Source organism: uncultured Aquimonas sp. (genome assembly GCF_937888285.1).
Lineage (GTDB): Bacteria > Pseudomonadota > Gammaproteobacteria > Xanthomonadales > Xanthomonadaceae > Aquimonas.
The window spans coordinates 1-19,297 of the sequence record NZ_CALART010000034.1; the positions used below are offsets into that span (position 1 = coordinate 1).

The 19,297-nt window shown below is 71.0% G+C and carries 7 protein-coding genes; 6 read left to right on the forward strand and 1 reads right to left on the reverse strand.

Going from position 1 to position 19,297, the window contains the following annotated elements; genetic code table 11:
- Positions 1 to 47: 47 nt before the first annotated feature.
- Complete coding sequence (locus tag Q0654_RS09105; RefSeq protein ID WP_298852975.1) at positions 48 to 1,454, reverse strand: TIGR03013 family XrtA/PEP-CTERM system glycosyltransferase; 1,407 nt, start codon at positions 1,452 to 1,454, stop codon at positions 48 to 50.
- A 79-nt stretch (positions 1,455 to 1,533) separates the two neighbouring features.
- On the opposite strand from Q0654_RS09105, the gene Q0654_RS09110 reads away from it, so the two are divergent.
- The 6 genes from Q0654_RS09110 (at position 1,534) to Q0654_RS09135 (ending at position 18,398) form a co-directional block, all read left to right on the forward strand.
- A complete protein-coding gene (locus Q0654_RS09110) occupies positions 1,534 to 2,826 on the forward strand; it encodes a nucleotide sugar dehydrogenase (RefSeq protein WP_298852977.1) in 1,293 nt (430 codons plus the stop codon).
- 311 nt (positions 2,827 to 3,137) lie between these two features.
- Positions 3,138 to 4,145 (forward strand): NAD-dependent epimerase, encoded by a 1,008-nt coding sequence (locus tag Q0654_RS09115; RefSeq protein WP_298852979.1) that lies wholly within the window; start codon positions 3,138 to 3,140, stop codon positions 4,143 to 4,145.
- Positions 4,146 to 4,170: 25 nt separating this feature from the next.
- On the forward strand, positions 4,171 to 15,627 hold the full coding sequence (locus Q0654_RS09120) for a non-ribosomal peptide synthetase/type I polyketide synthase (RefSeq protein ID WP_298852980.1): 11,457 nt from the start codon (positions 4,171 to 4,173) through the stop codon (positions 15,625 to 15,627).
- A 13-nt stretch (positions 15,628 to 15,640) separates the two neighbouring features.
- Positions 15,641 to 16,432, forward strand: a complete 792-nt coding sequence (locus Q0654_RS09125) for an acyltransferase (RefSeq protein WP_298852981.1) — start codon at positions 15,641 to 15,643, stop codon at positions 16,430 to 16,432.
- 137 nt (positions 16,433 to 16,569) lie between these two features.
- Positions 16,570 to 16,818 carry an acyl carrier protein gene (locus Q0654_RS09130; RefSeq protein ID WP_298852982.1) on the forward strand — a complete coding sequence of 83 codons (249 nt, stop codon included), beginning with the start codon at positions 16,570 to 16,572 and terminating at the stop codon, positions 16,816 to 16,818.
- A gap of 5 nt (positions 16,819 to 16,823) precedes the next feature.
- Positions 16,824 to 18,398, forward strand: coding sequence for an AMP-binding protein (locus Q0654_RS09135; protein WP_298852983.1), 1,575 nt, complete (start codon positions 16,824 to 16,826; stop codon positions 18,396 to 18,398).
- Positions 18,399 to 19,297 lie beyond the last annotated feature (899 nt).

Below are 19,297 nucleotides of genomic sequence, written 5' to 3' on the forward strand. Positions count from 1 at the left end.
CGCGGATGCTGCTTCGACGCCTGACCACCTAATTTGTCAACACCCTCTCAGCGCGCGCCCTTGCCGAACAGCACCACTTCGAAGGTCTGCAGCAGCACCAGCAGATCGAACATCAGGCTGTGGTTCTTCACGTAGTACAGGTCGTACTTCAGCTTTTCCTCGGCGTCCTTGACCGAGGCGCCATAGGCATAGCGCAGCTGGGCCCAGCCGGTGATGCCGGGCTTCACCGTGTGGCGCAGCGCGTAGTAGGGAATTTCCGCGGCCAGCTGTTCGACGAAGGTCGGACGCTCGGGCCGCGGGCCGACGAAGCTCATTTCGCCGCGCAGCACGTTGATGACCTGCGGCAGCTCGTCGATGCGCAGCTTGCGGATCACCCGGCCGACGCGGGTGATGCGGTCGTCGTCGGTCTGCGCCCAGCGCGCGACGCCGTCCTTCTCGGCGTCCTCGCGCATGCTGCGGAACTTGAGCACGCGGAACACCTGGCCGCCCTGGCCGACCCGCTCCTGGCGGTAGATGATCGAGCCGCGGAAGCCGCTCTCGGCCCAGATCAGGAGCGCGGTCACGAGCATCAGCGGCGAGGCCAGCAGCAGCAGCAGGGTCGAGGCGGCGACGTCGAAAGCGCGCTTGCTGGCCACCCGCAGGGCGCCGGCGTCGAAGCCGCGCGAGAACACCAGCCAGGACGGGTTGAGCACGTTCATCTTGATCTTGCCGCTCTCGTGCTCGAAGAAGGTGCCGACCTCGGTGACGACCAGGCCGCGCAGGCGAGCCTGGATCAGCGCATCCATGGGCAGGATGCCGCGGCGTTCGTCCACCGCGATCACGATCTCGTCGATGTCGTGCTCGCGCACCAGGGCCAGCAGGCCGGGCGCGGGGTCCAGCCGGAGCTCCTGCGGAATCGCGTCGGCGTCGCCCGGCATCGGCAGGTAGCCGACGACCTGGAAAGTGCGCTGGTCGGACAGGCGGCGCAGGCGGGTGGCGATCAGCGCGGCCTTCTCGCCCACGCCGAGCACCAGCACCCGCCGCCGCAGCGCTTCGACGCCCACCGACTTCAGGGCGAAATAGCGGGTGAGCATGATCGAGGCCAGGCCCAGCAGCATGGCGATGAACATCACGCCGCGGCCGATCGGACTGACCGGCAGCGCGTACTGCAGGGCGATCAGGAACAGGCCGCCGGCCAGGAAGGCGACCGCCGCCCGCACGATGTGCCCGCTCAGGCCTTCGCGGCTCTGCGAGATGTACATGCCGAGCGCGGTCATCGCCAGCACATGTACGCTGGCGAACAGCAGGGCCCTCGGCAGGATCTCGCCGAAAGCGCGCGACAGCAGCTCGGTATCGCCGAGGAAGCGCAGGCCGGCGGCGGCATAGAACACCAGCACCAGCACGGTGAATTCGGCCAGGGCGAGCAGCAGGACCCAGCGACGGGCGGGGTGGAAGGCATCGGTGATCGAGCGCATGGTCGGGGCGGGAGCGGTCTGCTCGGTCGGGCGTGAAGACTGGTAAACTGTGAGCCACATCACATTGGATGGCAAGACCATGACGTTTGCGCGATCGGCCGATGAGGCTTCCCTGCGTTTGGCGGTGATCGGCCTCGGCTATGTCGGCCTGCCGCTGGCCGTGGAGTTCGGCCGCCAGATCGACACCCTCGGTTTCGACATCAATCCCAGCCGCGTGGATGAGCTGAAGGCCGGGCGCGACCACACCCTGGAGGTGTCGGGCGAGGAGCTGGCGGCGGCCGAAGCGCTGGGTTTCACCACCGATCCGGCCGCCCTGGGCGCCTGCAACGTGTTCGTGGTGACCGTGCCGACCCCGATCGACGAGGCCAAGCGCCCGGACTTCCGCCCGCTGGTCGGCGCCAGCGAAACCGTCGGCCGTGCGTTGAAACCCGGCGACGTGGTGATCTTCGAATCGACCGTCTATCCGGGCGCCACCGAAGAAGTCTGCGTGCCGGTGATGGAGCGCCTGTCGGGCCTCACGTACAACCTCGACTTCTTCTGTGGCTACAGCCCCGAGCGCATCAACCCGGGCGACCGCGCGCATCGCCTCCCTGACATCGTTAAGGTGACCTCGGGCTCGACGCCCGAAGTCGCCGAGTTCGTCGACGCGCTGTACCGGCGGATCATCCGCGCGGGCACCCACAAGGCCAGCAGCATCCGTGTCGCCGAGGCCGCCAAGGTCATCGAGAACACCCAGCGCGACCTCAACATCGCGCTGATCAACGAGCTGGCGCAGATCTTCCACCGGCTCGGCATCGACACCCAGGACGTGCTGGCCGCGGCCGGCACCAAGTGGAACTTCCTGCCCTTCCGGCCGGGTCTGGTCGGCGGCCACTGCATCGGCGTCGATCCCTACTACCTCACCCACAAGGCGCAGGAAATCGGCCATCACCCGGATGTGATCCTGGCCGGCCGCCGCATCAACGACGGCATGGGCGCCTACGTGGCGCAGCGGGTGGTGCGGCTGATGGCGCGCCGGCGCCTGCCGCTGGTCGATGCGCGCGTGCTGGTGCTGGGACTGGCCTTCAAGGAGAACTGCCCTGACCTGCGCAACACCCGGGTCATCGACGTGATCGACGCGCTGGCCGACTACGGCCTCAAGGTCGACGTGCACGACCCCTGGGTCGACGGCGCCGAAGCCCGCCACGAGTACGGCCTCGATCTGATCGACACCCCGGCACCGGCGCTGTACGACGCCATCGTGCTCGCCGTCGGCCACCGCGAGTTCGCCGCCCTGGGCGCCGCCGGCATCCGCGCCTACGGCAAGCCCGGCTCGGTGCTGTTCGATGTGAAGAGCCTGCTGCCGCGCGAGGCGGTCGATGAGAGGCTTTGAGGCCGGGATTGGGGATTCGGGATTCGGGATTCGTCCGAAGGGCGCAAAGCGCTCGCGAACGCTGGCGCGCCGGCTTCGACATCCGCTGGAGCGATCCCTGCCCACTCGGAGTGGCTCAGCAGACCGTCACTGCGGAAATCCAAGGCACAGCTTCAAGACCTCGCCAAAAGTCCAACCTTCGGTCGAATCCCGAATCCCCAATCCCGAATCCCAGCCTTTACTGTGATCTGAAACACACTTTCACCCCGGCCGCTGCTATCCTGCGTCGCGGAAAGTCGTGAACCACATCCCACTTCTGCGAGCCCTGCTTCATGCGCGTTCTGGTCACCGGCGCCGCCGGCTTCATTGGTTCCACCCTCAGCCATCGCCTGCTCGACCGCGGCGACGAGGTGCTGGGCTATGACAACCTCAATGACTACTACGACGTGCGCCTGAAAGAGGCCCGGCTTGAGCGGCTCTCGCCGCGCGCCGGCTTCGCTTTCCTGAAGGCATCACTCGAAGACCGCGCGGCGATGGAGCAGGCGTTCGCCGAGTTCCGCCCCGACCGCGTGGTCAACCTGGCGGCCCAGGCCGGCGTGCGCTATTCGCTGGAAAATCCGCGGGCCTACATCGACGCCAACATCGTCGGCTTCCTCAACATCCTCGAATGCTGCCGCCACGGCGGTATCGAGCATCTGGTCTATGCCAGCTCCAGCTCGGTCTACGGCGCCAACCGCAAGCTGCCCTTCGCGGTCGAGGACAGCGTCGACCACCCGGTCAGCCTGTATGCGGCGACCAAGAAGTCGAACGAGCTGATGGCCCACACCTACAGCCACCTGTTCGGCCTGCCGACCACCGGCCTGCGCTTCTTCACCGTCTACGGGCCCTGGGGCCGGCCGGACATGGCCCTGTTCCTGTTCACCCGCAAGATCCTCGCCGGCGAGCCGATCGACGTCTTCAACTTCGGCCAGCACACCCGCGACTTCACCTACATCGACGACATCGTCGAGGGCGTGATCCGCACGCTCGACCGCGTGCCCGGGCCGGACCCGGCCTTCGATCCGCTGCTGCCCTCGCCAGCCAGCTCCAGCGCGCCCTATCGCGTCTACAACATCGGCAACCACCGGCCGGTGCAGCTGTCGCGCTACATCGAGCTGATCGAGCAGGCGCTCGGCCGCACGGCCGAGAAGCGCCTGCTGCCGCTGCAGCCCGGCGACGTACCCGACACCGAGGCCGATGTCGATGCGCTGATGCGCGACACCGGCTACAGCCCGGCGACCCCGGTCGAGGTGGGCATCCAGCGCTTCGTCGACTGGTATCGCGGTTTCTACGGAGTCTGAACACGCAGCGTCGGGGGACCTGCCCATGGCCATCGCCACGTCCGAGCCCACACCCTTGCGGCACTGGCTGCCGAGCGCAGCCCAGCGCTGGCCCGCCGCGCCGGCTCTGGTCAGCGCGGACGCGCGGCTCGACTACGCGCAGCTGTGGCGAGCGGTGCTACTGCGTGCTGAAGCCCTGCGCGCGGCCGGGCTCACACGCGGCGAACGCATCGCGCTGGCTGCAGAGCGCCGCGCCGACACCCTGATCGACCTGCTGGCGGCGATCGAGCTCGGCCTCTGCTATGTGCCGCTCGACCCCGGCTATCCCGATGCGCGGCTGGCCGCGATGCTGGAGGACGCGGCACCGCGCGCGGTGCTGGGCCGCGAATCCGATCTGCTGTCGCTGGAAGCGCGGCTGGGCCCGCTGCAGCGCCTCGACGCGATGCAGGCGCACACCCGGCCGCATGCCGGCGAAGGCGAACTCACCTACGTGCTGTTCACCTCCGGCTCGACCGGCCGACCCAAGGGCGTGGCCATGGGCCCGCAGCCGCTCGCGCATCTCATCGACTGGCACGCCGCGCACCCGCGCCTCGGCCAGCCGGCGGTCACCGCCCTGTTCGCGCCGCTGTCCTTCGATGTGCATTTCCAGGAGATCCTGTCGACGATCGCCACGGGCGGCAGCCTGGTCCTGCTGTCCGAGGCCGAACGACGCGACCCCGAGGCCCTGCGCGCGGCGCTGCTGCGCGAGGGCGTGCAGCGTCTGTTCCTGCCCTATGTCGCCCTGCAGATGCTGGCCGAGGCCTGCGTCGAGGCCGCGCCGCCGCCGCTGCGCGATGTGGTCAGCGCCGGCGAGCAGCTGCAGGTGACCGACAGCATCCGCCGGCTGTTCGCGCGCCTGCCCGGCAGCGCCCTGCACAACCACTACGGGCCGACCGAATCGCACGTGGTCACCGCCTTCGAGCTGGAAGGCGATCCGGCGGCGTGGCCTGCGATCCCGCCGATCGGCCGCGCCCTGCCGCATGTGCGGATCGCGCTGGGGCCGCTTGAAGACGCGGCAGCCGCGGATGAAGGCGAGCTGCTGCTCGGCGGCGAGACGCTGGCCTGCGGCTATCTCGGCCGCGCCGAGCTGAGCGCCGAGCGCTTCACGGAAACACCGAACGGCACGCAGTACCGCACCGGCGACCGCGTGCGCCTGGATGCCGACGGCGTGCTGCACTACCTCGGCCGCGCCGATGCGCAGCTCAAGATCGACGGCTACCGCGTCGAGCCCGGCGAGATCGAACTGGCCCTGCTCGGCGAGGGCGCGCTGCGCGATGCCGCGGTCGGCGCCAGCGAGCTGCCTGGGCTCGGCCGGCAGCTGGTCGCCTGGGTGGTGGCGCGCCAGGCCGGCGACGACAGCGCATTGATCGAAGCCCTGCGCGCGCATCTGCACGAGCGCCTGCCGGCCTATATGCAGCCGCTGCGCTATGTGCTGCTGCCGCGCTTGCCGACCACGCCCAGCGGCAAGATCGACCGCCGCGGCCTGCCGGCGCCGCAGATCGATACGAGCGTCGACCGCACGCTGCCGCCGCGCGCGCGCCTCTTGGCGCTGTGGCGCGAGGCACTGGGCCGCGGCGATCTCTCCGAACACGACTCGGTGTTCGCCGCCGGCGCGCGCTCGCTGAGCGTGCTGCGAGTGGTCGCGCAGGCGCGCGCGCAGGGCATCGAAGGCCTGAGCGTCGCACTGGTCTACGACCGTCCCAGCGTGGCCGCTCAGGTCGAGGCGCTGGAGCACGGCCCCGAAACCGCGACGGCGGCGCGGCGCAACCCGGCCGACGCGCAGGCACCAATCGCCATCATCGGCTGGGCCCTGCGTGCACCGGGCAGCGGCGATGTCGAAGCCTTCTGGCAGAACCTGCTGGAGGGCGTCGAAGGCCTGCGTCGCTTCAGTCGCGACGAACTCGACCCCGCGCTGCCGCGCGCGCTGATCGAGCGGCCCAACTTCGTCGCCGCGCGCGGCGTGCTCGAGGATGCCGATCGTTTCGATGCGGCCTTCTTCGGCCTGTCGAAGAGCGAGGCCACCCTGCTCGACCCGCAGCAGCGCCTGCTGCTGGAGCTGGCCTGGACCGCACTGGAAGACGCCGCCCTCGATCCGCAGGCGCTGGCGGCGCGTGGCGAGCGCGTCGGCGTCTATGCCGGCACCGGCAACAACAGCTATGCGCCGGCCCTGCGCGCCGCCGAGCCCGAGCGCGTGGCCGCCAGCGGCGAGTTCGCCCTGATGCTGGCCAGCGAGAAGGACTACGCGGCGACGCGCATCGCCCATCGGCTCGACCTGCACGGGCCGGCGCTCAGCGTGCACACGGCCTGCTCGACCGGCCTCGTCGCCGTCGCCGAAGCCGTGCAGGCCCTGCGTGCAGGCCGCTGCGAAGTCGCCATCGCTGGCGGCGCCTCGGTGCTGGTGCCGCAGCGGTCCGGCTACCTGCACGTCGAGGGCGGCATGGAATCCGCGGATGGCCGCTGTCGACCCTTCGACGCGGAAGCCTCGGGCACCGTGTTCAGCAGCGCCGGCGCGCTGGTGGTGCTGAAGCTGCTTGAACGCGCGCTGGAAGACGGCGACACCGTGCACGCGCTGATCCGCGGCGTCGGCCTGAACAACGACGGCGCCGGCAAGGCCAGCTTCACCGCACCCAGCGTGCAGGGCCAGGCCGAGTGCATCCGGATGGCGCTGGACGACGCAGGGCTGCCGGCCAGCGCGATCGGCTATGTGGAGGCGCACGGCACCGGCACCGCGCTCGGCGATCCGATCGAAGTCGAAGCCCTGCGCCGCGCCTATGCCGAAGACGCCGTTCCGGCGACTTCGGTGGTGCTGGGCTCGCTGAAGTCCAACCTCGGCCACACCATCGCCGCCGCCGGCGTGCTCGGGCTGATCAAGGCCGCGCTCTGTCTTGCGCGCGAGCGCATCCCCGGCACCCTGCACTACCGCGCGCCGAACCCGCAGATCGATTTCGCCGCCACGCCCTTCCGGGTCAGCGCTGAAGCCCAGCCCTGGCCGCGCGGCGCGTTGCCGCGGGCAGCGGCGGTCAGCAGCTTCGGCGTCGGCGGCACCAATGCGCATGTGGTTCTCAGCGAAGCGCCTTCGCTCGCGCCGCTCCGCGCAGAGGACGAAGCGCGCAGCCTGCGCCTGTTCCCGCTGTCCGCACGCAGCGCCGAGGCGCTGGCTGCGCGTGCGACCGATCTGGCCGATGCGCTGGAGCGCGAGGCCCTGCCGCTGGACGCTGTGCTGGCCACCCTGGTGCGCGGCCGCAGCGCGCTGCCGCTGCGACGTGCGGTCGCCGCCCGCGATCGCGCCGAACTCGTCGCTGCCCTGCGCCGCGAAGCCAAGCCGGAGAGCGCCGAGCCGGCGCCGCGTCTGGTCTTCCTGTTTCCCGGCCAGGGCTCGCAGCATCCGGGCATGGCCGCCGCCCTGCATGCGGAAGTGCCGGCCTTTGCCGAAGCGCTTGATGCCGCGCTGGCCGCCGCCCAGCCGCTGCTCGACATCGATCTGCGCGCCCTGCTGCTCGGAGCCGGCGACAGCCGCGCCAGCGCCCTGCTGGCCGAAACCCGCTACGCCCAGCCGGCCCTGTACTGCATGGAGGTCGCACTGGCGCAGTGGCTGGCCAGCCTGGGCCTTCAGCCCACCGCGCTGATCGGCCACAGCCTGGGCGAGTACGCAGCTGCCGCCGTCGCCGGCGTGCTGTCGATCGAAGACGGCGCGCGTGCGGTCTGCGCGCGTGCAGCGGCGATGTGGACGCAGCCGCGCGGCGGCATGCTGGCGGTGCGCGCTGGCGCCGATGCGCTGGCTGCGCATCTCCACGACGGCATCGAGATCGTCGGCTACAACGCGCCGCAGCTCTGCGTGCTCGCCGGCCCTGCCGCCGCCATCGATGCGCTCGAAGGCGCGCTGGGCGAAGCCGGACTGCAGGCGACGCGACTAATGGTCTCGCACGCCTTCCACAGCGCGGCCATGGACGGCGCGCTGCCGGCGGTGCAGCAGGCGCTGTCGGAGATCCCGCTGAACCCGCCGCAGCTGCCGGTCTACTCCTGCGTCAGCGGCGCGCCGCTGCGTGCTGACGAGGCGAGTGACCCCGCCTACTGGGCGCGCCAGGTGCGCGCGCCGGTGCGCTTTTCCGATGCGCTGACGCGCGAGCTGGCCGAACCCGGCACCGTGCTGGTCGAACTCGGGCCCGGCCAGGCCCTGACCGCGCTGGCCCGCCAGCACCGCGATGCCCAGGGCCGCGCGCCGCGCGTGCAGCCCCTGCTGCCGCCGCCGACTGCCGCGGCCGATGCGGCCCTGCACGCGGTCGAAGCCATCGGTCGCCTGTGGTGCGCCGGCCTGCCGCTGGACTGGCCGCTGCCGCGCGATGCCCGGCGCGCGCCGCTGCCGACCTATCGCTTCGCCGACACCCGCTTCTGGTTCCGCGCGCGCCAGCCCGACAGCGCCGCGACGACCATTGATTCAGCCGCTGAACCGCTGGCCGCGCCGACTCGCGCGGCCGAGGACCTGCCCATGGCCGACCGTCGCCCCACCCTCGCCATCGAACTGCGCTGCCTGCTGGCCGATGTGGCCGGGCTCGCGCCCGAGGATCTGTCGCCATCGGAAAGCCTGGTCGAACAGGGCCTGGACTCGCTGAGCCTGACCCAGGCCACGCTGGAGCTGGAGCGCGTGTTCGGGATCAAGCTGCGCTTCCGCCGGCTGATGGAAGACCTCGACAGCGTCGAGCGCCTGGTCGAGTTCCTGCACGCCGAGCTGCCGCCGGAACGCTTTGCGCCGGCACCGGCTCCGGTCGCTGCGAACACCCTGCCGGCTGCCGCCGTTGTGCAGGCGAGCGTGACTGCAACAAGCGCGGCGGCCGGCGCGAGCCCGCAGCCCGTCGCCCTGCCCGCCCTGCCCGCCGATGCGGGCGTACTCGGCCTGATCCAGCAGCAGATGGCGCTGATGCAGCAGCAGCTGGCCCTGCTGGGCAGTGCCGCGCTGCCGTTGCCTTCTGCCGCACCTGCGCCGAGCGCGGCGGCGCAGACTGGCGTGGCCCAGAACACGGCGACGTCCACCGCGACCGCGCCATCCGCACTGGCGACTGCCGCGCGGCCCAGCGTGTCCACGGCGACCACCAACGCGCCCAGCCCGGAGGGTGAGGACAAGGCCGACCTCATCGCCAAGCCCTTCGGCGCCTCGGCGCGGATCACGGTCAAGCCGCTGCAGCAGATGAGCGCCGCGCAGCGCGCCTGGCTCGATGACTTCACCCGCCGCTATCTCGAACGCAGCGGCAAGTCCCGCGCCTTCAGCCAGCAGCACCGCGCGCGCATGGCCGATCCGCGGGTCGTCACCGGCTTCAACCCGCTGTGGAAGGATCTGGTCTATCCGATCGTGGCCGACCGTTCGGAGGGCGCCCGGATCCGGGACCTCGACGGCAACGACTACATCGATCTGCTCAGCTGCTTCGGCGCCAACCTGCTCGGCTACCAGCCCAAGGCCCTGGTGGCGGCGATGCACGCCCAGCTCGAACGCGGGCTGGAAGTCGGACCGCAGCATCCGCTGGCGGCCGAGGTGGCCGACCTGATCAGCGAATTCACCGGCCACGCCCGCGTCGGCTTCTGCAACACCGGCTCGGAAGCGGTGATGGGCGCCATGCGCATCGCCCGCACGGTGACCGGACGCAAGACCATCGCCATCTTCACCAACAGCTACCACGGCATCTTCGACGAGGTGATCGTGCGCGGCACCCGCCAGCTGCGCTCGCTGTCGGCCGCCCCCGGCATCCTCGCCAACGCGGTCGAGAACGTGCTGGTGCTGGACTACGCCTCCGACGAGGCGCTGACGATCCTGCGCGAACGCGGCCACGCGCTGGCGGCGGTGATGATCGAGCCGATCCAGAACAAATACCCGACCCTGCAGCCGCGCGCCTTCGTGCAGGCCCTGCGCGAGATCTGCGACGGCTGCGGCGCGGCGCTGATCTTCGATGAGGTGGTCACGGGCTTCCGTCTGGCGCCGGGCGGCGCCCAGCAGTTCTACGGCGTGCGCGCGGATCTCTGCACCTACGGCAAGATCATCGGCGGCGGCCTGCCCTTTGCCGCGATCGCCGGCAGCGCGCACTGGCTGGACGCGCTCGACGGCGGCCACTGGGCCTACGGCGACGACAGCTATCCCGAGGCCGGCGTCACCTACTTCGCCGGCACCTTCGTCCGCCACCCGCTGGCGCTGGCCGCGGCCCGGGCCACGCTGCTGGAACTGAAGCGTGGCGGCCAGGCGTTCTATGACGAATTGAACGCGCGCACCCAGGGCCTGGTCGACCGGCTCAACACCGCGTTCGTCGCCCGCAGCGCGCCGGTGAAGGCCGTGCACTGCGCCTCGCTGTGGCGCCTGCAGTGGGACGAGGACCAGAAATACGTCAGCCTGTTCTACTACCTGGCGCGCTTCCACGGCCTGCACCTGTACGAGCAGTTCGGCCACTTCGTCACGGCGGCCATGGGCGCAGCCGAGCTGGACCGCATCGTCGAGGTCTTCGTCGGTGCGCTGGATGAGCTGATGGCGCTGGGTTTCATCAGCCGTCGCGACGGCGCACCGCCGCCGGAGCGCGCGCGCGTCGAGCCGGGCGAGACGAACACCAACGCGAGCGCGCCGCTGGAAGGCCCGCTGAGCCCCGGCCAGGCCGAGCGCTGGCTGGCCGCGAGCTTCGACGAGAACGCCCTGCGCGCGCTGGACGAAACTTTCAGCTTGGAGCTGCGCGGCGGGCTCGACCGCGCGGCGCTGGAAGCCGCCCTGCACGCGCTCTGCGAGCGCCATGCCGCGTTCCGCCTGCGGCTGGCCGAAGACGAACCGCGCCAGGCGCTGGATGCCTCGATCCAGCCGCGCTGCCGCATCCACACGCTGGAAGGCACGCTCGAGGCGCAGGAGCGCGCGCTTGCGGCCGCGCTGGAGGCCGCGGCCGCGCAGCGCTTCGCGCTGGGGCGCGCACCGATGCTGGCGCTGGACCTGTTCTGGCTGGGCGAGACGCGTGCGGTGCTGCATCTGATCGCCAGCCATCTGGTGTTCGACGGCTGGGCTGCCAGCGTGTTCCTCGCCGAACTGGCCGAGCTGTACCGGGCGCGCATCGAGGGCCGCGCGCCGGCACTGGCGCCTGCCGAGTCACCGTTCGCCTTTGCGAAGGCCGAGTCCGAGCGCATGGCGGGCCCCGAGGGCCAGGCGGCGCTGCGCGCCTGGATGGACAGCCTGCGCGATCCGCCTGCGCCGCTGGTGCTGGGCGACCGCGAGCCCGGCGCCCGCCGCAGCTTTGCCGCCGATACGCGCGCGCTCGGTTTCGAGGGCGCCCTGGTCGCAGGCCTGAAAGCGGTGGCGAAGCGCGAGCGCTGCACCCTGTTCCAGCTGTTGCTGGCCGCCACCGCCGTCGCCGTGCAGCGCCTGTCGCAGCGCGACGATTTCGTTCTGAGCCTGCCCTATGCCAGCCAGGCCCTGGGCCGGCATCCAGCCCTGCTGGCCGACGGCGTTCTCGACCTGCCGATCCGAGTGCAGCTGCCGCCGGCGTCGAGCGCGCGCGCCGCCCTGCCGCTGGCACGCGCCGTGCTGATGGACGCGCTGGAGCAGCCGCTGGTCACCCAGGGGGCCCTCGCGCGTGCACTCGGCCTGGCCTCGCGCGGCAACCGGCCGCCGCTGTCGGGCGTGTTCTTCAACCTCAACCCGCGCATTGACCTCTCCGGCTTCGCGCCGCTGTCGGCGCAGATGCGCGAGGGCCGCAAGCCGGGCCTGCTGGGCGAGCTGATCTTCAACTTCTACGACGAGGGCGAACGGATCGCGCTCGACCTGCACCACAGCGTCGAGTTCTTCAGCGCCGCGCGCATCACGGCAGTCGCGCAAGCGCTCGAGACCGCGCTGCACGAGCTGGCGGGACTCGCGCCCCCCGCGTCGCGCCCGGCCATCGACGTGACGCCCGCGCTGCAGGCGGTGCCCACGCCCGCGCCCGCCCCGATCGCGGCAACGCCCTGCGCCGTGGCGCCGCCCGGCCACGTGCTGCCGATGTTCACCGAGGCGCTGCGCGCGCATCCACAGGCCGAGGCCCTGCGCTTCGGTGGGCGGAGCCTCAGCTATGCCGAACTCGGCGCACGCGTGGCCGGTATCGCCGCCGTGCTGACAGCCGCCGGCGTGCAGCCGGGCCAGCGGGTGGGCCTGTACTTGCGCCGCGGCCCCGACCTGCCTGCGGCGATGCTCGGGGTGTTCGCCGCCGGCGCCGCCTACGTGCCGCTGGACCCGGCCTTTCCGCGCGGCCGCCTGCTGCACATGGCGGACGACGCCGAGCTTGATGTTCTGCTCTGCGACGATCCGGCCTCGGTGCCGGCCGAGCTGGCCGAAGGTCGACGCTGCCTGGCCCTGCCGGCGATCGCGTCGGCCGCGCAGTTCGATGCCGCGCTCTGGCCGGTGGATCCCGAGGCCCTGGCCTATGTGCTCTACACCTCGGGCTCGACCGGCAAGCCCAAGGGCGTGGCGGTGCGCCAGCGCAACGTGGCGAGTTTCCTGGCCGCGATGCAGGTCGAGCCTGGCCTCGCCGCCGGCGATCGCCTGCTGGCGGTGACCACGCCTTCGTTCGACATCTCGGTGCTGGAACTGCTGCTGCCCCTGACCGTCGGTGCGACCTGCGTGATCGCCAGCGAGGACGAGGCCAAGAACCCGCCCCTGCTGTGGCCGCTGCTGCGCGACGAGCGCTGCACGCATCTGCAGACCACGCCCTCGGTGCTGCAGATGTGGCTGTCCGATGGCGAGCTGTCGGATCTCGCCGGTCGCTGCGTGCTGCTCGGCGGCGAAGGCCTGCCGGGGGCGCTGGCCACCCGCCTGCTTCCGGTGGTCAAGGCGTTGTGGAACATGTACGGGCCGACCGAGACCACGGTCTGGTCCAGCTGCTGGCGCGTCGAGGCCCCGGAGCGCGGCATCCTGATCGGTGCGCCGATCGCCGGCACCCAGCTGTATCTGCTGGACCCCGAGCAGCGTCCGGTGCCGACCGGCGCCGAGGGCGAGCTGTGCATTGCCGGGCTCGGCGTGGCGGCGGGCTATCTCAACCGGCCGGAGCTCAGCGCCGAGCGCTTCGTGCAGCTGCCCGGCATCGAGGGCCCGCTGTACCGCACCGGTGATCTGGCGGTGCTGGAAGCGCCCGCCCGACTGCGCCACCTCGGCCGCATGGACGCGCAGATCAAGCTGCGCGGCTACCGCATCGAGCTCGGCGAGATCGAGTCGGTGCTGCTGGAGCAGCCGGAGATCGAGCAGGCCGCCGTGCTGGTGCGCGAGGACCGCCCCGGTGATCAACGCCTGGTCGCGTATGTGGTGCTGGGCGCGGGGCACTCGCTCGACGAAGCCGCGCTGCGGCAGCGCTGCGCCTGGCAGCTGGCCGAGTACATGGTGCCCCAGCATGTGCTGGCGCTCGACGCCCTGCCCCTGCTGCCGAACGGCAAGACCGACCGCAAGGCCCTGCCGGCGCCGCCGCAGCAGGTGGCCGCAGGACGCGCCCCGGCCAGCGCGCTTGAGGCCAGCGTCGCGGCCGCCATGGCCGAGCTGCTGGGCCTGCCGGAGGTGTGTATGGAGCAGAGCTTCTTCGCGCTGGGCGGCCATTCGCTGCTCGCCATCCAGCTGGTGACCCGGCTGAACAAGGCCACCGGTGCGGCGCTGAAAATGCGCGACATCTTCGAGCAGGGCTCGGCCGAGAAGCTGGCTGCGCTGGTCGATGCCCAGCGCAGCGGCAGGGTCGAGCGCGAGGAGCTGGCGCCGATCGCCCGCGCGCCGGACCAGCAGCACGGTCCGCAGTCGACGATGCAGGCGCGGGTGTTCCAGCTCTGCGAGCTCGACCCTTCGCGCAACACCTACAACATGCCCTCGGCGCATCGGCTGCGCGGGCCGCTGGATCGCGCGCGCCTTGAGGCCGCGCTGCGCGCCTTTGTCGCCCAGCAGCCGGTGCTGCGCACGCGGCTGGCGCGTGGGCCGGAGGGGCTGCAGCAGGAGGTGCTCGCCGAGGTGCCGGTGTTCCTGCCCGACACCATCGACCTGCGCGCGCTGCCGCCCGAGCAGCGCGAGGCCGTGCTGATCCAGCGCATCGATGCGCTGATCGACACGCCGATCGCCACCGACCGCGCGCCGCTGTGGCGGCTGGCGCTGTTCCAGCTCGACGCGGAGGACCACGTGCTGTTCCTGATGACCCACCACGCGATCTGGGACGGCTGGAGCTTCGACGTGTTCTACCAGGCCATGGCGGCGGCCTGCGCCGAGCCTGCGCAGCCCCTGCCCGCCCTGCCGGTGAGCTATGTGGACTACGCGAACTGGCAGCGCGACTGGCTGCGCAGCCCGGCCTATGCCCGCCAGCTTGCGTACTGGCGCGAGCGCCTGCAGGGACGTCGCTACCTGCCGCTGCCGACCGAGCATGCGCGCAGCAGCGGCATGAGCGGGGCGGGCCTGAGCCTGATGCACGAGCTGCCGAAGTCCTACATGGAGGCCCTGCAGCAGCGCGCGCGCAGCTGGGATGCGACGCCCTATATGCTGCTGCTGGCCGCGTTTGCGGCCGCCCTGCAGCGCGCCTCGGGTCTGTCCGAGCTGCTGATCGGCACGCCGGTGCGCGGCCGCAACCACCCGGAGCTGGAGGCGCTGGCCGGCTACTTCGTGAACCTGCTGGCCCTGCCTGTCGATGTCGATGGCGGCGGCACCCTGCGCGCTCTGGTGGCCGCGCTGAAGCCGCGGGTGATCGAAGCCTTCGCCCATGCCGACGTGCAGCTCGAAGACCTGATGCCGCTGCTGCAGGGCGCAGGCATGGGCGCGGGACGGCTCTACCAGGCCTCGTTCTCGTTCCAGGACGTACGCGCGCGGCCCGAGCGCTGGGGCGCCCTGCAGCACAGCCGCTTCGAGACCCGCACGCCAGGCGTCACCGAAGATCTGGCTCTGTTCCTGGTCGAAACCAACCACGGCCTGCACGTGCTGCTGAGCGGCAACAGCGCGCTGTACCGGCGCGAGACCCTGCAGGCCTTTCTGGACGGCCTGGTGGCCATGATGCAGGCGCTGCTGGCGGATTCGCCCACGCCTCTCGCGACGCTGAGCTTTGCTGCCGACTTCCGCGCGCATACGGGGGCTGCCATCGATACCCCGGCGGCGGCCGTGGTCGCATCCGCGCCTACCGCGAGCGCTCCGGCCCCGGCAACGCCGATCGCGACGGCGCCACGCACCGCGGCCGACTACGAGGCGGTGCTGGTCGCGCTGTGGTCGGAGCTGCTGCCCGAAACCGAAGTCACCGCGGACGCCAACTTCTTCGACCTCGGCGGCCATTCGCTGCTGGCGCTGTCGATGATCAACCGCCTGGAAGCGCTGTGCGGCCAACGCCCCAATCTGCTGCGCGTCGGCCAGGCCAGCCTGCGCGGCCTCGCCGAAGAGCTGGCCCGCGCTGCGCCCATCGGCGAGCCCACCCACTCCACCCCTGCCGGGGCCGCACCCACGCGCGGCTGGCTGCGGCGCCTGTTCGGACGCTGAGGATTCCCTACCGATGAGCCTGTCTTCCCTGCGCCACTGGGCCGCACGCGCCGACCACCCGCTGGCGCGCGCGCTGCGCTCTGGCAAGCGGCGCCTGCACCACTTCACCCTGCCGGCGCCGAAGCTGCTGGTGCTGCCGATGCTGTGGCTGTTCCTCGGCCTGCGCAGCGTGGTCTTCTTCGTCCGCGGCAAGCTGATCGCCGAGCCCCTGCTGAAGGCCTACTGCACCCGCTTCGGACGCGGCGTCACCGCCGGCATCTACGTACCCTGGGTGATGGGCCGCGGCGAGCTGGTGCTGGGCGACCACGTGCACTTCAACGGCAAGCTGAGCCTCAAATTCGCCGCCAGCTTCGTGGCGCGGCCGAAGCTGCATATCGGCGACCACTGCGATATCGGCCATGAAGTGGCCTTCGTGGTCGGCCGCGAGATCCGGCTGGGTCGGCATGTGCAGGTCGCCAGCGGAGTGAGCTTCCGCGATTCCGCCGGCCACGCCAGCGACCCTGCCGCACGCCTCGCCGGCGCGCCGCCCAGCGACGAGGACGTGCGCGCGATCGTCGTGCAGGACAACGTCTGGATCGGCGCCGACGCGATGATCCTGCCCGGCGTCGAGATCGGCGAAGGCAGCATCGTCACCGCGCGCAGCATCGTCAGCACCCACGTGGCGCCCTACACCATCGTTGCCGGCAGCCCGGCGCGCCGGGTCGGAGTGCTGCCGCGGCCGGACGAGGCCGCCTCGGCGCCTGCGGTCGAAGCGATGTCCGATTCGGCGCAGGCGGACGCCCGGGCACGGCCCGACGCCGCCTGAGTGCTAGCATTCCGCGCCCCGGCATGGCCTGCCGGCCGCCCTTGAGCCCGGAGCGCGCGCGTGCCCGCCACGCCGCGGGTCCGTGGCCTCCTTCCTCCACGCACGGGCGCATCCGCCCGCACACCCGGAACACCTGCATGAGCCCGATCGAAACCCAGGTCCGCGCCTTCCTGGCCGATGCCTTCCCCACCGCGGGCGACGCGCCGCTCGACGCCGAGACCAGCCTGTTCGAGGCCGGCATCATCGATTCGATGGGCGTGCTGACGCTCGTGACCTGGCTGGAGGAGACCTACGGCTTCACCGTCGACGACGATGAAGTGCTGCCGGAGAACATCGACGGCGTCGGCGCCCTGGTCCGCTACATCGGCCGCAAGACCGGAGCCTGATCGCCATGAAGCGTTTCGAAGCCTTCCTGCGCGAAGCCGCCGCGCGCCGTCCGCTGCACACCGCCCTGGTCTGTGGCGAGGAGCGTCTCGACTACGCCGGCTTCGACGCCGCCGTCGAGCGCTGCGCCGCGGCACTGGTGCACGCGGCGCAGCTGGCGAACGGCGAGCGCTGCGTGGTGTTCGCCGAGAACCGCATCGAAACCTGCGTGTCGATCTTCGCCACCCTGCGCGCCGGCGGCGTGTTCAGCGTGATCAACCCGACCACCAAGGCGCACAAGCTGGCCTTCGTGCTGGGCAACTGCGAGGCCAGCGTGCTGATCACCCAGCTGAGCCTGCTGCCGGCCGCGCTGGAAGCCGCCGCACAGACGCCCAGCCTGCGCCGCATCGTGGTGATGGATGCGACGCCGGAATCGGATCTCGGCGCGCTGGGCCTGGGCTGGGCGCAGTTCCTCGACGCCACCGATGCACGGCTGCCGGCGGCCCCGCGCGGCATCGATATCGACCTGGCCATGCTGGTCTACACCTCGGGGTCCACCGGCAACCCCAAGGGCGTCATGATGACGCACAAGAACATCCTGCACGCCGCCAGCTCGATCACCACCTATCTCGAAGCCAGCGAGGACGAGGTCGTGCTGAGCGTGCTGCCGCTGGCTTTCGACTACGGCCTCTACCAGCTGCTGATGGCGGTGCTGAAGGGCTACACCCTGGTGCTGGAGCGCAGCTTCGCGTTCCCGCAGAAGGTGCTGCCGCTGCTGGAGCGCGAGCGCGTCACCGGCTTCCCGCTGGTGCCGACGATCGCCGCCATGCTGGTGCAGATGAAGAGCCTGAAGCCCGAGTGGGTGGCGCCCGTTCGATTCCTGACCAATACCGCAGCGGCGCTGCCGCCGGCGCACATCCTGAAGCTGCAGGAGATCTTCCCGAACGCGCGCGTGTTCTCGATGTACGGCATGACCGAGTCGAAGCGCTGCACCTGGCTGCCGCCGGCGGAGCTTGCGCGGCGCCCGGACAGCGTCGGCATCGCCATTCCCGGCACCGAGATCTGGGTCGCCGACGATGAAGGTCGGCCGCTGCCGCCGAACACCGTGGGTGAACTCGTGGTGCGCGGCGGGCATGTGATGCAGGGCTACTGGCGCAATGAGGAGGCGACCGCGAAGACGCTGAAGCCCGGCCGCTATCCCTGGGAGAAGGTGCTGCACACCGGCGACCTGTTCCGCATGGACGACGAAGGCTTCGTCTACTTCGTCGGCCGCAAGGACGACATCATCAAGTCGCGCGGCGAGAAGGTCGCGCCAAAGGAAGTCGAGGCCGCGCTGTACGCCCTGCCCGGCATCCGCGAAGCCGCCGTGGTCGGCGTGCCCGACGAGGTACTGGGCCGCGCCATCCGCGCCGTGGTGGTGCTGGCCGAGGGTGTCACGCTCGACGCCCGCGCGATCATCGCCCACTGCCGCAGCCAGCTCGAGGACTTCATGGTGCCGCGCGAGGTCGAGTTCCGCGACAGCCTGCCCAAGACCAACACCGGCAAGATCCAGCGCGCGCGCCTCCAGGCCGAGGCCGAGGGGCGCGAGTTCAACGAGGATTGAGCAGCGTCAGCGCCTTGCTGATCCGGCTGAGAAGCGGCGGCAGCGGGTCAAGGCCGCCAGGCGCGCCAAAGACCGGTGGAACGTAGCGCCCGGACGAGCGCAGAAGCCTCGCTCCCCGAACACCGCCCTTGGGCCCGCGTGCCCGCCAGCGCGAGAACAGGCTCTTTGCGGAGGCGACGGCGTGGCCGTCTGCACAAGGCGTGCGGCCAGGCATGTGGTTCACCGTGCATCCAGATCGCGCTGTGCCGCTCCCAGAGAACAGAACGCTCGCGACCCCATGAATCGTCGCCCCCCATGAATGCGGGGCCCCAGTCCCCGCTTTCGCGAGGACAGGCTCTTCGCGAGGAAGACGAATCCGGGTGTCTTCGAGAAGACCTGTGGCACGGCGCCGCGCCGGGAAGCTCTCAAGAAACAGATCGCTTGCGACCCCATTGATCGTCGCCCCCACGTAGGTGGGGGCCCAGTGTCGCTTGCCGCAGTCGCACGAGTCCTGGATCCCCGCATGCGCGGGGATGACGACCCCGTGTTTCTTCGAGAACACCTGGCCCGCCGCGCGGGGCTGAGAAGCTCTCAGGTTGTCGCTCTTCGCTCTTCGCTCTTCGCTCTTTGCTGTTGCCGTGGCTCCTGCGGGCAGGAGCCCGCGCTCTTCCACGGGGCCCCTGGGGAGCGGCGGGAGTTCGTGGATCAGCCCGCAGGGGCGGCCGCAGGGATGCGGCCGATGTTCGTGACAGGCCAGGGACGGCCTGTCCACGAACACCCACGGACTCACGCGAACCCTTCGCGCACGGAGGCGCGAAGGGCGCGGACGAGGGGTGGCCTTTCTTTTGGTTACTTTTCTTTGGCCACTCAAAGAAAAGTGACTCGGGCCGGCCGAAGGACGGACCGAAAGCTCTTGCTCT